The organism is Pantoea phytobeneficialis (assembly GCF_009728735.1).
Taxonomy (GTDB): domain Bacteria; phylum Pseudomonadota; class Gammaproteobacteria; order Enterobacterales; family Enterobacteriaceae; genus Pantoea; species Pantoea phytobeneficialis.
Genome location: NZ_CP024636.1, coordinates 3,664,931 through 3,678,742 on the forward strand (window position 1 = coordinate 3,664,931; position 13,812 = coordinate 3,678,742).

The following is a 13,812-nucleotide window of genomic DNA, read 5'->3' on the forward strand; positions in this document are numbered from 1 at the left end:
TCCCGTTGCCGGGCAACAGGCAGAGGTCGAGTTTGTTTTTACTGACATCAATACCGAGATAAATCATAAGACAGCTCCCTTTCACATGAACCATCACGCCATCTTGCCTTGTACATACGAAGTCAGAGCTTCTGGTTACCGTTCAGAGTAGATGCTGGCGTGAAAGGAGAAACGGAGGGCTTTAAGCTACGGCACAAGATCGGGTCTTAAGCGGCGCGACAAGCTGCCTCCGTTTCGTGTAACGGGTAGCTAACCAGTTACAACTTCAAGATACAAGCGGCGCGATTTATCGCGCAGGTATTACCGATAGCGTTAAAGGCGTGCGATGAATCGCACCGCTACAGCATAATCGTCATCAAATAGCCGACAAACAACGCCAGGTGCGCCGCGCCATTCAACACATTGGTTCGTCCGGTGGAAAATGAAATATGGCACAGGATCAGCACCGCACTCATCACCACCATATGCGGTGGTTCCAGACCGAACACCAGTTGCTGCCCGGTCAGCGTGGCTATAATGGTTACCGCCGGTACGGTCAGTGAAATGGTGGCCAGTACTGAACCGAAAAACAGGTTCATCGCACGCTGCACCTGGTTCATCAGCACCGCTTTAATCGCCCCCAGTCCTTCCGGTGACAGGATCAGCAATGCCACAAGAAAGCCAGTAAACTGCTGCGGTGCGTTTAATTCGGTTAACAGATGCTCCAGCGTGTTGGCATTCATCTTGGTTACACTGATAACCGCAATCAGATGCACAATCAGCCAGGCGGTATGCCATAACGAGCTGTGCGCTGAAGGTTTTCCGTGGTGCGGGTCGCCATCATCGCTCTCATCCTCGTGTTCGTAGACAAACAGGTTTTGATGCGTTTTGGTCTGAATCAACAGAAACACGCCGTACATTGCGGCAGAAATCGCCGCAATCAGCAAAGCCTGTGCAGTTGAAAAATTGCCGCCGGGCAACGCATTCGGGAACACCAGCACCAGGATGGCGAGTGGGAAAATGGCGATCAGATATTGCTTCACCCCCACCAGATTGACGTATTGCGTTGCGAATTTGCGTCCACCCAGCAGCAGGGCAAATCCCACCAGCCCGGCGGTAACAATCATAATGATCGAATACAGGGTATCGCGCATCAATGCGGGAGCGGCGTCGCCGGTTGCCATCAGCGCCGATATCAGGCTGACCTCAAGGATCACCACGGAAAGGCTGAGTATCAGCGAACCATAAGGCTCACCCAGTCGGTGCGCCAGCACATCGGCATGGCGTACCACGCTGAACGCACTACTCAGAATGGCCACCAGGGCCAGCAAATTAATGCCAATCACCACTGGCAGGCTGGTTTGTGCACCAAAAAAACTCAGTACGCCCAGTGCGACGATGGGGAAAATCAGGGAATATTCAGTGTGACGGGTTTTCTCATGTACAGCCATTCGCCATCCTCTCCGAAAAAAAGAATAAAATCAGGCAGTCAGTGCCTGATAAATATACTTACTTTTACAGCGTTGCGCAGTGTAACTTTTCATCACGTTCGGTGCCGGGTTTTTACGATTATTTACTTTAGAAGAAAAAATAAATCTCATCACTAAAAAATCCGGTTATTTCTCTTCATTTCATTATTTTCATTACGTTAATCATTGCTGATTCTCATCTTAATCTGGATATATGGCGTTTTTTTTACGTTTTGGTTTGAGTAAATGCTGGTTATGAACTTTTAATTCCTTTAACGCGATAAAAGTGATGATTTGCGTTTTTTACTATCTGTTCCAGACTTACCCTGTGGTTAGAAAAGGAGGATTTATGCCTTACTCATCAACACATGAACTACCTGACAGTGTACGCCACGTACTACCGGCGCATGCGCAAAAAATCTACCAGAAAGCATTTAACAGCGCCTGGGATGAATACCGTGATGAGGATGATCGCTTCGGTAACGACTCGCGCGAAAAAGTGGCCCACAAAGTTGCCTGGGCTGCGGTCAAAAAAGATTATCAAAAAGGCGACGATAACAAGTGGCACCCTAAACACTGATCCCTGCGGGCCATTGCGGCCCGCTTCACACTTCCTGTCTCCCCCGGTCAAGTTTCATGCCAGGCAGCCGATGCGATTTACGGGCAATTTACCCTTTGTGATCGGCATCAACCTTGAAAAAATTGTGACAAATGCATTAATGTCTTCTGATAAGGCGGTGCATCAGCATCCGCTGTGACGAAATCAGTATCTCAGGAGCTAAACCGACAGGATGTCAGGGCAGTTGAGGAGGTCGCATTGCTAACCCGGGAATTCTTATTAAAAGCAGATTGTAAAACCTCATTCGGTGATATCGAAGAGACGTTGCTGTGGAGTTGCGAACAGCGAGCTGCTTCGCTTGCCGCCACGCTTGCCTGCCGTCCTGACCACAGTCCGGTATGGATTTTTGGTTATGGCTCGCTGATGTGGAACCCGGTGTTTGAGGCGGAAGAAGTCGCTTCTGGTCAACTTGATGGCTGGCACCGGGCATTCTGCCTGCGGTTAATTGCCGGGCGTGGAACGGCAACGCATCCCGGACGTATGCTCGCGTTGAAAGAGGGTGGCAGCACCAGCGGCCTGGCGTTTCGTCTGCCCGAAGTGCGTCTGCATGACGAGCTGGAATTGCTGTGGAAGCGGGAAATGATCACCGGTTGCTATCTGCCTACCTGGTGCGAACTGAAGCTGGATGATGATCGCAGGGTGTCGGCGCTGGTATTTATCATGGACCCGCGTCATCCGTTGTTTGAAGCAGACTCCTGTCCGGGCACCATTGCGCCATTAATTGCCCAGGCCAGCGGTCCGCTGGGCACCAATGCGCAATATCTGTTCTCGCTGGAGCAGGAGCTGGCAAAACGCGGCATGCAGGAAGAGGGCCTGACGGTTCTGGCTACCCAGGTCAGAGCGCTGCAACAGTGCACAGCGCGGGTATCCTCTTAATTACCGGGATTAATCAGCCAGGTGCCAGGTTTATCAATCGTCAGTGACTGACTGTGAACCTGGTTACCGTTGTGCACTTCAATATGATACTGACCTGCCGCCAGACTCAATGACGCAAAGCCGTTACTGGCGGGTTTCACATTCTGCGCTTTACCATTCACCACAATATTTTCCCCGTCCTGCAACCGCAGATAAAGGGTTGCCAACACCGGCGTACTGCTGGCAGATTTGCTGGCGTCAGCGGAGGCTGCGGCATTTGATGCGGCTATTTCTGGTTCAGCGCTGCGATGGTTGACCTTCCACACGGCAACGATCACCGCCAGAATAGCCACCGCAGCGACGGCCAGCAGACCGGGTGACAAAAGACGTACATTGCGCGGGGTGACCGGTTCAATAACCGCAGCCGCGTGGTTAACGGCCATTACCTGTGGTTCGGGTACGCTAATCGGTACTTCTGGCTCGATGGGCGTGTCGTTAAACGGGGTAATCTGGGTAACCAAGGCTTCCACATCGCTCACCGGCAGATCGATCAGGCTGGCAAACGCATCAATGGTCTGTGGCCGATCTGCTGGCTTCATCGCCAGCGCACAATCAATCGCATGCAGCAGTGGCAACGAATAACCTTCAGGTTTACGTTCAATCAGCGGCTGATAGTTGTCTTCAATGCAGCGTACTACGGAAACCGGGGGCGCATAGCCGGTGATCAGATTGTGCAACACCGCGCCCAGCGCATAGATATCCGTCCAGGGACCTTGTTCGCCTTCACCTTCTTCACTGTATTGCTCGATCGGTGCGAAGCCCGGCTTCAGCATGATTTCGGTTTCGTCGGAGAGATTACCAATCTCCTTGCGTGCGGAGCCGAAATCGAGCAGCACCGGCAGCTGATTTTCCTGAATCTGGATGTTGTCCAGGGAGATATCGCGATGCAGATAACCCGCCTGGTGAATGGTATTGATCGCGCCAAACAGCGGTGGTAACAGTCGGCGGATCCAGGCTTCATCGATGCTTTCCGGGCTGGTGACTTGCCACTCTTTAAGCGTCATCCCGCTGTAATAGAGCGTGCCCATATAGGCAGTGCCATTTTCTTCCCAAAAACGCAGAACGTGTAGCAGGCCAGGATGATTAAAGCGCGCCAGCAGGCGAGCCTCCTGAATAAAACTGTTGCGACCGGCGTTGAACAATTTTTGAAAACGTTCGCCACGCAGTTCCAGCGACAGATCGGCAGCGCGCACCGCCAGCGACACCGGCATATATTCCTTAATGGCGATGGTTCGTTCCAGTTGATGATCCCAGGCGCGGTAGACAATGCCAAAACCACCGCCGCCAATCACATCTTTAATTTCGAACTCATTGAACCGGTAACCCGCAGGCAGGGCGTTAGGTATCTTTAGATTATCGTTTGCCGACATAGTGAACTCTCTGAACACGTCCTGTAGCCCGCCCGGGAAATACACGGGCAACGGCCGCTATTAATTAATGTTACGCCAGGCACCAATGGCAGGATCCGCGAGATCCGCATGCAGGGTGTCAATCAGTAACACAGTCACTTTTTGCTGTGGCATAAACTGCGGCGACCAGACGCCACGTAAAGTTTCAACGCGTTTTTTAACCACATCGGCATCCTGTCCCGTGGTCTTGTCCATTTTGACCAACAGCGTTCCGTTAAAACGCCAGAGGTGCTGTTTGGCATCGAAGGGCAGCACCAGCCAGCTGTCGGCAGCATCCGGGCGCGTCACGATCATGCGTTGGTTATTGACGGCGATCACCTGTAACGGTGGGCCGCTGACATTGAGATTGGCGATCGGATAACCCTGGTAAAAATTGACCGCCAACTGCTGCGGCTGGCCGTTGATCACCTGGGTCAGCTCGCTGCTGCCTTCCAGCCAACCTTCAGACGAGCAATGCTGCTGCGTCATTTCAGGGATAAACAGCGATGCGCCTTTATCATCCCACCAGGTGCGGAAATGACAGCCACCCGGCAAGGCAAATTGTTGCAGTGGGCTGCTGTCTGCCGGGCGTGATAAATCGAGAGGAGCAGCATTGTTGGCGCTGGCATTGGCGGTGGCATCATTCAGCACAATAGGCCGCCAGTTCTGTAATTTGGTGGCGCTGCCGTTAGCCAGCACGTTGCCATCTTTGTCGGTCATCTGCCAGGGAATCACATCCAGTGTGCCGCACTGATTCGCCAGCAGCGTGCCGACACGCGGCAAAAAGCTGGTGAGCACGCTGGAGTCGGTGCCTTTGCCGGAGACAATACGCAGCGGTAGTGTCTCTTTACACCAGTCGTTTGGGGCGTTACTTGCCACGTCATCGATATACACTTCCAGCGCGAGGCTCGGGGAGTACACCACCCGATAATCTTCAGCCTGTGCATTCAGGGCCAGCAGCAGCGTCGCTAAGCCCGACAACCACAATTTCATATGAATCCTTGGAATCAATAACGTGACGGCAGAAAACGTGCCGCATCGGCCTGGGAATAAAGCAGCGTTGCTTCCTGTGGCTCACCAATCCAGATCGCCAGAGCACTCAGATTGTCGCTTTTTACGCTGCGGTTAACGGCTTGTTCCATCAATGCCAGCCACTCTTCGCAGGCATTGACCATGCGCAGGGCCTGTTCCATTTCGTCAGTCGTCAGGTTGAGCCAGAATCCGTCGGTACAGACCAGAAAGGCATCGCCATCTTCCAGCGCAATTACCTCGCTAAAAGTGGCCGGACGCGCCGGTTCAACGCCGAGCGCATTATAGAGTAAATTACTGTTAATGCCGGTATTTTCATAGCCAGCCTCACGCAATTGTTGGGCCAGACTATGATCGCGTGTTACCTGAAAAAGAGAACCGTGGCGAAAGTGATAAACCCGGCTATCACCAGCGTGCGCCCACCATGCCCGTTGTTTTTCCCGATCAATAAATAGCGCGGCCAGCGTGGTGCTCATGCGGGAAAAATTCGGATTCTTTCCCTGTTCCTCCAGCAGCACGCGCTGGCAAAGTTTGATTGCCTCGGCAGTCACCGCTGGTGTGAAGGCCGCATCTTGTTGTACTGCGTCGAGCAGGGTATCACGTACCAGTTGTGCCGCCCGATCTCCGCCCGGCAGTCCCGCCACGCCATCACACACCACAAAACAAGCCTTGCGATCGTCCAGTTGCGCACCGGTACGATCCTGATTTTCATCGCGCATACCTTGCTGGCAGCGGCTGGCAAACATCATCTTCATGAGTCTTCCGTCCGCGTCTGTGAATCTTTGTACTGGTTAACTTCCATATCGTAGGCGTGCAGAAAGGCTTCACCGAACAGGGTGTGGAAGTCATCCTCAATCTCGCCAGCTGTGCGTTGATAATGACGGGAAAAATGGTCCCATAGCGCGGCCTTACGTGTATTCGCAAACGGCATTTTTGGCATGACGCCATCTTGTCGTGCCTGATCTTCCAGCCGCTGGGGATTGAATGATTGCAGCATCGCCGCGATGATGGCGCGAATACCGGCAATCATCCCTAATTGATGGGCCTGTAAATCCACCAGGGCATCACGCACGGCAGTTTCTGGCGGCATAAAGCCCGGCATCTGGCTTTGGTACATCTGCATCAGCACCGTTTTGCCAGAAGGAAGGATTTTGAAGGGGTTATTGGCCTCGTTGAGGATCATCGTCATATCGGCTTTGACACCGCGTTTCAGAATCGATCGCGAGGAGAGAAGCGCGACTGTGCCCTGCGAAAACAGACTCAGCATCCGTCCGGTGATGCGCATCTGTTCTTCGTTCATGGGCGTTTGATGGCCGTTGTTCAGCCCCATTCCTTCCAGCAACGCGATAATCAGCTTATCCTGGTCCGTACCGGGCAGCACCGTGGGCAGGGCGGGTGAACTCTCCTGTGGGTCGATCGCCAGGCGTGCATCATTATGACGTTCAGGGCGCGGCGCTGCGGGTTCAGGGATGACATGCTGGATGCTCTCCAGCATGCCAAGCGGGTCACTTTCTGCCGGGGAAAAAAACGCCAGTGGATCGTCTTTTTGCGCCGTGGTGCGTGCCGGGTCGCGTACCTCGAGCCCGTATTCTCCAATCGTTAACGCATCACCATGTTGCAATGACGCTTGCGCACCGCGTGGCAATGGCACGCCATTCAGCACCACGGAGGTGACGCTGCCCTGGTTGGTCAAACGGCATTCGCCTTCGGGCGACAGATGTACCAGTGCCTGTAGGCGAGAAATGGCTCGCGATTCATCCGGCAGCACCAGATCATTATCCTGACTACGGCCGATGGTGCCGCCTGGCGGCTTGAAGGCCACCGTTTTTGCCGGCACATCCGTATTGCACTGCACAATGGTAAATTCCATGAGTCTTCCCGTTTACAGAGGGCAAACGTCGCGGTCTATTCGAACATGGGCGGATAGAGGCCGTTACGTCCCGGCTGCGCACCTGACGCCGGGTTAAACAATAATGCAAAAAGCTGCGCGGTGAGCGGGCCACTGTGTTTATGTGTGGCGTGTGCAAAACCGTCACTGCGGTTACTCCACCAGTAGCTGATATGCTCGTGGGGATCAAAATGGTCGGCCACTTCACGCCAGCTTAACGAGCTGGGCAGGTCAGCGAAGCCGATCACGTCCATGATGTCGGTACGACGTTTTTCCGGGACCAGCAACGGTGACATCTGTTGTATAGCCAGTTCCAGCATGTCTGCGGTCTGGGCATCCCGCACTGCACGCAACAACGTCATCCCCAGTTCCTGATACCAGTCGCCAGAGAGCGCCAGTTGCGCAGGATGCCACTGGCTCACGGGAAAACTGCGCAACGCCAGCAACGGCCAGGCGCGCCCGACACGGTCACAGGAGGGCAGCAGGCAACCCATTTGTACCTGGGGGCGCAACGGTGAAATCGGTAAAACAAAATTCCACACCGGTGCCGCCAGAAAGTGCTGGGTCGTGGCATTCTCCTGCTGATGCCAATGCAGTAAACCTTGCTGAAACCAATGGCTCCAGGATGTCACGCTATTCTCACTGAGTCGCTGGCGCAGGAAATCACCGGTTGTCGGCAACTTCCCGTACCAGCCAGGGGCGGTATGTGTCGCCATCATTACCTCACCATTACTCACTGTGTCCGGTCAATCGCTGTGCAGCGTTTAACGGTGCGAGCGTCAGCGTATTGCCGTTCTGACCGGCATTTTTCAGATTTTCCGCAAGCTTACGCATCATCAGTGCGTTGTCGCGGGCATAAGGCGAAGACTGAATCTGCTGATCCAGCAATTGACTGAGGTGCCAGTCCAGCTGCTGTAAATCGCGTGCACTGACGTTATCCGGCAGGGTGCGTTGCAGATTTTGCATCAGCCAGCCACGCAAAAACTCGCCATCATAATTGCGTGGCTGATACAGCATCTGATAGGCCCGGAGCGCATTACGGCTGTATTCATTATCAGTACCGGGATCGTCGCGCAGCAGATTGGTGATCTGCTGGGCCACGCGCGGCAGTAATAAAGACTTAAGGGCGTTTTGATAAAGCACCCAAGCTGCATCGCTTACCTGATTACCGCGATACAAGCCGACACGCATGGTTAGCGGAGGATTATCGAGGGAAAAGCGATCCGAAAGCGGCAACTTCACCAGATTATTTAAGAAGGGTAGCAGATCAAAAATATTATCCGCAGGCTGATGAATAACTTGCTGGCTCTGCTGGGTGATCGGTGCGATACGTGCGGCGACCTGATCAAGATAGCGCTGATTCTGGAGATAGCTGGCGAGCCACAGGCAGGAAAGCAGCAGCAAAGCGCCGGTCAACACGCCATAGCCAATCCAGTGGAACAAGCGATTGCGGTACTCCCAGTGACGGTTGCTGCCTGCCAGACCGCTCTCCCGAAACACTAAATCGCTCAACAGGTTGCGAATAAAGAAGCTTTGCCCACGCGTGCCGGGGATTGGGCTGCTGCGATTGACGCTATCCCAGGCGGCGATGGTGTGCTGGCCTGCTTGCGGCAACTGAAGTTTGCGGTTTAGCTCGCCCATAATGCGATCAAAAGGCAAGCCTTCCTGGGTGCCGCTGGTGAAAAACAGGCCGCGTGCCGACCAGGCCACGGCGTCCTGATGGCCGGAAAATACCACATCAAGGTACTCGTTCAGCAAGGGACGCAACGAGCTGAATTCCTGTGGAAACAGGAAGCTATCGGCGCGCTGGGTCAGGTCGCGATCCTGCGCCATCACACCTGCCAGCTGCTGATGCAGGCGCTGTTCGAGCAGATGATATTGTTGGCTGAAGCTGCGGTGCCAGTCATCCTTGTGTGGTTTACCCGGTTCCCAGGGAAAGGTAAAACCCCAGATAGCATCGCGTTGCTGTTTATTCAGGCCACCATAGAAACTCATAAAACCTTTCAACAGATCGGTTTTCGTCACCATCACGTATACCGGAAAGTGGATGCCGGTTTGCTGGTGCAATTCCACCATCCGCTGGCGTAACGCGGTGGCCTGCGCGTGGCGTGCTTCGGCGGAGTCGGTCAGCAGATCGGCCACGCTGATGGTCATGATCACGCCATTGATGGGTTGCCGGGTACGGTAACGCTTCAACAACTGGATGAAGTTATGCCATTCGCTGGCATCGCGTGCCCGTTGGCTTTCCTGCAACGCATACCGGCCAGCGGTATCAATCAGCACTGCACTGTCCGTAAACCACCAGTCACAATGACGTGTACCGCCAACCCCGCGTACAGCGGCATTGCCGAGACTGTCGGTGAGGGGAAACTCCAGTCCGGCATTGAGCAACGCGGTGGTTTTCCCGGCACCAGGCGCGCCAATAATGACGTACCACGGTAGCTGATAGAGATAGTGACTCTGGAAGCGCGCCAACCAGCCTTGCCGCTGACGGCGGCCAAATTGGGTGCGTTTCAGCCGTTGGGCTGCTTCGCTAAATCGTTGAGTCAGCAGCGTCTCCGTCATCTGGCGATCGGAAAGCTCCTCGCTGCTGACTTGCTGCAAGCGGGTCAAAAGTTTGCTGTTAAACCAGGCACGCCAGATGGCAGGGATAAACTGGAACAGTACCCAACAAAAATAGAGCAATCCCACTACCAGTTGCCGTGGCAATAAGGGTTCGAGTGGTCGGGTATCGCCCCAGCTCCACAGTGGGCCGAGAATCCACAACACGCAGCTCAGTGCAGTGATGCCAATAAAACTCCACAGCAGACGGTGCGTTAATAAATGCTGAAGTGATGCGCGCATCATTGGCCTCCCTGATGATTGCTAAGGGTTTCCGGTGCCGCAAACAGGGTGATTTCTACCCGGCGATTGCGGGCGCGATTTTCATTGCTGTCGTTTGGCAACAGGGGATTACTGTCACCACGGCCCTCCGCCTTCACGCTATGTCCCTCAGCCAGTTGCGGATTGAGCAACTGGGCGACAGCGCGGGCGCGGGCAAAGGAGAATTCGTAACTGGAAGCAAAACGGCCATCCACCGGGCTGTTATCGGTATAAACCGACACCAGCACCGTGCCCTTCACGGTTTTCATGGCACTGGCAACATGCGCCAGTAGCGCACGTCCCACCTGATTGACCACGGTGCCATCAGTGATAAACAACTTGTCAGCCGGGATGATAACTTTGCTGCCGAAGGCCCCATCGCTCACTTCAAGTTGCCCCGCCGCGATGACATCATTGAGACGCTGATGCAAATCAAGCAATGCCTGCGGTGACGTTGGGCGACGCCCTGGGGTGATTTGCGGTAAAGGGGTTTCGTAGATGGCACGTAACAGCGGTTCCGCCGCATTGCCGAGACGCCAGTTCAGACCGCTATAAATCAGACACGCCACCAGCGCCGCCAGGGTGATGCAGGCCCACAGCGGCACCATCGGGCGAGATAAGCTGCTCACCAGCGGATGCACCTCAACCAGTCGGGCGCTGGCAGCGCCAGTATCGGGTCGGGTTTCTGCAATCAGATGCGCCAAACGTTTCCGAATGATTTCGCACTGCGCCTGGCCATTTTCGCTACCGCGATAGCGTCCTTCGTAGCCTAACAACAGGCAGTAGTGGATCACTTCCAGCAACCACAAATGTTGCTGCGGATTTTGTGAAATGCGCGATAACAGCTGGAACACCTTCTCGCCGCCCCAGCTTTCGTTGTGGAATGTCACCAGCATACCGTTACCTGACCAGACGCCGCGCGTACCCCACGGGGTCTGTGCTGCCGCTTCATCCAGCAAGCTGCAAAGGCAATAGCGTGCGCCAATGATCATCTCGAAAGGTAAACCGGACATTTTACAGCGCTGTTCAAACTGACGAATTTCATCGATCAACAGCTGACGTAAACCAGCGGGGTCATCGTGTGTGGCGGCCTGCCGTATCTGAACGACGGCATTGAGGATCGGGGCTGCGGCAGTCAATAACAGGTTATCATTGCCCGCGACGGTAACGTCTCGTGCCAGGGCTTCCTGAGTCATTAAATCTCGTTCTTCCAGGCAATAGTGGAACCCTCTGCCCGCAGAGAGTAAGGCTTCTGCGGGCAATATGCGCCGGATTTCATGATCAGTCTAAGATCCAGGTCGCGGTATCGTTGGTGCGGCACGCTTTGCTGGCGCCCCCCACGTCTACACAGACCTGTTTGCTGCGGCGAGGACGGGGGCGGTCACTACGCAGGGTGGCATCATAGCGGCTGCTCTCTACGCCTGCTTTCGGCGGCACGTAGCCAATCAGCGTGCCCTGGGGTTCATCAGCAATCGCCAGCCAGCTATGCTCAACACGACCCAGAACTTCAAAGGTTTTACCCGTCTCCAGGTAGCGTACCACTTTGCCGCTGTAATCTGGCGTGGTCATGATTGAAGCGCCATAGAGCGCCCGGAAGCTCTGATTGACCGGCGTGAATTCGCCAGGTGCTGCCACCGCATGACGATGAACCAGTTTAACCCCATTCACTTCACTGGTTACCAGGGTGTCATCTGTGACTGGCGGCGGTGGTGCTTTGCAACTTGCCAAAGTCAGCACCGCCAGCAGCGTTAGCACAAGACTCTTATTCACCATGATCCTCAAATTTCATCAGATTAACTGCATAATGCATTGCCCTTTACGGCGAAAATCAGGCGCAGGCGGCCAGATTATGCAGTGAGAATGCCTTCAAAAAAACAGTCAGATTACAGAAAGATAGTGCTCCCGTCAGTCTACATAAGACTTTTGAGAATTCAAACTATTGCACCGTGGGAAATCCCGTGCTACTGGGTAAAACGGCGTTGTTTGCCGGTGATAAAAAAAGCGTACCTTCAGGGATAGTTAAGCCAATTTAACTTATTTGTTGCCATTCAGCGCCTAAGGCTGCGTAGCCGCTTTTGGCTCAAGTTAGCGCCAAAGAAAATTGGTAAATAAGATTAATCTATTTTCTATCATAAAAAAAGATTGCGGCAGTAAACAATTTTCTTACTTTCAGAATATCCGTGCCTGATTCAGCCAGTTGCAAATCCAGTTCCGGCATGGCTTTTGCTAAGACTTTTACTCAAAAGGGGAATGCCAGGAGAATGCGATGACTCAGGCTGTAGATTACCTGAATGCCAGCCGCGCCAGTGAAATTGCCAGCCTGCAACGGCTACTGCGTACCGGTGAATTGATCACTGCCATCAGTGAGTTAATTCATCGGTTACAGCGCGAGAGAGGCGTCAGCAATATCTGGTTATGCTCAACCGGACGCGTATTTGGTGATGAGCTGGAAGCGCGTGCGCAAGATGTGCAATCAGAACAGCGTCACATGCTCTCCGTGTTACCGGCGGCAGATGCGCAACCCGGCTACAGCCGTTTCTGTCTGTTAATTGCCGCCGCATTACAGGCGCTGGAAGGGCTGCCGGCGCTGCGGGCGCAGGTGCGCAGCCTGCAATTGCCCCATGCGCAGGCGATGGACGCCTTCAACCACATCATTCGCACCTTATTGAATCTGGTGTTTGAAGCGGCAGATACCGCCAGCGAACCGGATATCTCACGGGCGCTGATCGCGTTGTTCAGCTTTATGCAGGGCAAAGAGCTGGCTGGTCAGGAACGGGCAACCGGCTCAGCGGGCTTTGCTGCCGGGCAATTTACCCCGGAGCAGCGGCAGCGCGTTCAGGCGCTGATCGAAGCCCAGGAGCAAAGTTTTGCCACCTTCAGTCAGTTTGCCGATGCACAGAATCTGCAACGCTGGCGTCGGATGAGTGATGCGGGCAGTGAAGTCGAACGTCTGCGCCGTATCGCCTGTACCGGTGCGCACTGCGGTGATAACGGCGTGTTGCAGTGGTTCTCTTTGCTCACGGCGCGTCTGGACAATATGAAGCAGGTCGAAGATGGTCTGAGCGCGGCTTTAATGAGCTGCTGCCGCCGGGCAATGGCCGAAACGCAGCAACACGATGCTAATGCCACCCTGCTGGCGGATGAAGCAGGTTTTACCTTGTATGTCGCCGGGGCCAACTGGCTGGCAGGGCAGGATGTCACGCTGGACAGCAGCGGTCTGGCGCCACAGCTGGGACGCTCGGTCCTGTCGCTCATCCGTGAACAGGCGCAGCGTTTGCAGGCACAGGCCGATGAGCTGGCCAGTATGCGTGCGTCACTCGATGAACGAAAAGTCATTGATCAGGCCAAAGGCTGGCTGATGCAGCAGCATGGTTACAGCGAGCAGGATGCCTGGCAGACACTACGCAAAAGCGCCATGAACCAGAACAAACGCATCCTTGAGATCGCTCAGGCGATTCTCGCTGTCGCCGCCACATTGAAGGTCTAACCCATTGGAGTTATCTGCACAAAGAATGTGCGTATTTTGCGTCAACGCGGTGCGTGTCAAGGGGGGGCGCGGGAGCTGATGCTGATAAATAGCTGAAAATTCACCCTCCGCCATCCTGGCACACCCTTTGCAACATCTTTATGACATTGCGCATTTGTTGTGCCAACGGCGGCAGA

12 protein-coding genes are annotated in these 13,812 nt (G+C 54.3%); 3 read left to right on the plus strand and 9 right to left on the minus strand.

Features of this window, described 5'->3' with window-relative positions:
• Positions 1–338: 338 nt before the first annotated feature.
• The gene (chaA, locus tag CTZ24_RS16900) at positions 339–1,430 is read right to left on the minus strand and encodes a sodium-potassium/proton antiporter ChaA (protein ID WP_021182920.1); all 1,092 of its coding nucleotides are present in this window, start codon (positions 1,428–1,430) and stop codon (positions 339–341) included.
• Between the two features lie 367 nt (positions 1,431–1,797).
• Here chaA and chaB point away from each other — a divergent pair, with 367 nt between their 5' ends.
• Together chaB and CTZ24_RS16910 are read left to right on the plus strand one after the other, a co-directional pair.
• The gene (gene chaB / locus CTZ24_RS16905; protein WP_021182922.1) at positions 1,798–2,028 is read left to right on the plus strand and encodes a putative cation transport regulator ChaB; all 231 of its coding nucleotides are present in this window, start codon (positions 1,798–1,800) and stop codon (positions 2,026–2,028) included.
• A gap of 237 nt (positions 2,029–2,265) precedes the next feature.
• The gene (locus CTZ24_RS16910) at positions 2,266–2,943 is read left to right on the plus strand and encodes a gamma-glutamylcyclotransferase (protein ID WP_208724139.1); all 678 of its coding nucleotides are present in this window, start codon (positions 2,266–2,268) and stop codon (positions 2,941–2,943) included.
• Here the strand turns inward: CTZ24_RS16910 and CTZ24_RS16915 are convergent.
• The 8 genes from CTZ24_RS16915 to CTZ24_RS16950 form a co-directional block, all read right to left on the minus strand.
• The gene (locus CTZ24_RS16915) at positions 2,940–4,352 is read right to left on the minus strand and encodes a serine/threonine protein kinase (RefSeq protein ID WP_208724140.1); all 1,413 of its coding nucleotides are present in this window, start codon (positions 4,350–4,352) and stop codon (positions 2,940–2,942) included. The two genes, CTZ24_RS16910 and CTZ24_RS16915, sit on opposite strands and share 4 nt — an antisense overlap.
• A 60-nt stretch (positions 4,353–4,412) precedes the next feature.
• Positions 4,413–5,363, minus strand: coding sequence for a hypothetical protein (locus CTZ24_RS16920; RefSeq protein WP_021182926.1), 951 nt, complete (start codon positions 5,361–5,363; stop codon positions 4,413–4,415).
• Positions 5,364–5,377: 14 nt separating this feature from the next.
• Entirely contained in the window at positions 5,378–6,154 is a 777-nt protein-coding gene (locus CTZ24_RS16925; protein WP_021182927.1) for a PP2C family protein-serine/threonine phosphatase, read from the minus strand.
• Entirely contained in the window at positions 6,151–7,269 is a 1,119-nt protein-coding gene (tagH, locus tag CTZ24_RS16930; protein WP_021182928.1) for a type VI secretion system-associated FHA domain protein TagH, read from the minus strand. Before tagH ends, CTZ24_RS16925 begins: the two co-directional genes overlap by 4 nt.
• Positions 7,270–7,304: 35 nt before the next feature.
• Positions 7,305–8,003 (minus strand): type VI secretion system-associated protein TagF, encoded by a 699-nt coding sequence (tagF, locus tag CTZ24_RS16935; protein WP_208725578.1) that lies wholly within the window; start codon positions 8,001–8,003, stop codon positions 7,305–7,307.
• A 13-nt stretch (positions 8,004–8,016) separates the two neighbouring features.
• Positions 8,017–10,131, minus strand: a complete 2,115-nt coding sequence (tssM, locus tag CTZ24_RS16940) for a type VI secretion system membrane subunit TssM (RefSeq protein WP_036625092.1) — start codon at positions 10,129–10,131, stop codon at positions 8,017–8,019.
• Positions 10,131–11,345 carry a type IVB secretion system protein IcmH/DotU gene (gene icmH, locus CTZ24_RS16945; protein WP_021182931.1) on the minus strand — a complete coding sequence of 405 codons (1,215 nt, stop codon included), beginning with the start codon at positions 11,343–11,345 and terminating at the stop codon, positions 10,131–10,133. The genes tssM and icmH overlap by 1 nt, the downstream gene beginning before the upstream one ends.
• 85 nt (positions 11,346–11,430) lie before the next feature.
• The gene (locus CTZ24_RS16950; protein WP_200864649.1) at positions 11,431–11,922 is read right to left on the minus strand and encodes an SH3 domain-containing protein; all 492 of its coding nucleotides are present in this window, start codon (positions 11,920–11,922) and stop codon (positions 11,431–11,433) included.
• A gap of 493 nt (positions 11,923–12,415) precedes the next feature.
• Between CTZ24_RS16950 and CTZ24_RS16955 the strand changes: the two genes are divergently transcribed.
• The gene (locus tag CTZ24_RS16955; protein ID WP_208724141.1) at positions 12,416–13,636 is read left to right on the plus strand and encodes a nitrate regulatory protein; all 1,221 of its coding nucleotides are present in this window, start codon (positions 12,416–12,418) and stop codon (positions 13,634–13,636) included.
• Positions 13,637–13,812 lie beyond the last annotated feature (176 nt).

What these genes read in the sequence shown, in the direction of transcription:
- icmH (WP_021182931.1), bottom strand. Translation starts at nt 11,345, where the DNA reads ATGACTCAGGAAGCCCTGGCACGAGACGTTACCGTCGCGGGCAATGAT.
- CTZ24_RS16955 (WP_208724141.1), top strand. Translation starts at nt 12,416, where the DNA reads ATGACTCAGGCTGTAGATTACCTGAATGCCAGCCGCGCCAGTGAAATT.
- tagF (WP_208725578.1), bottom strand. Translation starts at nt 8,003, where the DNA reads ATGGCGACACATACCGCCCCTGGCTGGTACGGGAAGTTGCCGACAACC.
- CTZ24_RS16925 (WP_021182927.1), bottom strand. Translation starts at nt 6,154, where the DNA reads ATGAAGATGATGTTTGCCAGCCGCTGCCAGCAAGGTATGCGCGATGAA.
- CTZ24_RS16920 (WP_021182926.1), bottom strand. Translation starts at nt 5,363, where the DNA reads ATGAAATTGTGGTTGTCGGGCTTAGCGACGCTGCTGCTGGCCCTGAAT.
- chaB (WP_021182922.1), top strand. Translation starts at nt 1,798, where the DNA reads ATGCCTTACTCATCAACACATGAACTACCTGACAGTGTACGCCACGTA.
- chaA (WP_021182920.1), bottom strand. Translation starts at nt 1,430, where the DNA reads ATGGCTGTACATGAGAAAACCCGTCACACTGAATATTCCCTGATTTTC.
- tssM (WP_036625092.1), bottom strand. Translation starts at nt 10,131, where the DNA reads ATGCGCGCATCACTTCAGCATTTATTAACGCACCGTCTGCTGTGGAGT.
- CTZ24_RS16950 (WP_200864649.1), bottom strand. Translation starts at nt 11,922, where the DNA reads ATGGTGAATAAGAGTCTTGTGCTAACGCTGCTGGCGGTGCTGACTTTG.
- CTZ24_RS16915 (WP_208724140.1), bottom strand. Translation starts at nt 4,352, where the DNA reads ATGTCGGCAAACGATAATCTAAAGATACCTAACGCCCTGCCTGCGGGT.
- tagH (WP_021182928.1), bottom strand. Translation starts at nt 7,269, where the DNA reads ATGGAATTTACCATTGTGCAGTGCAATACGGATGTGCCGGCAAAAACG.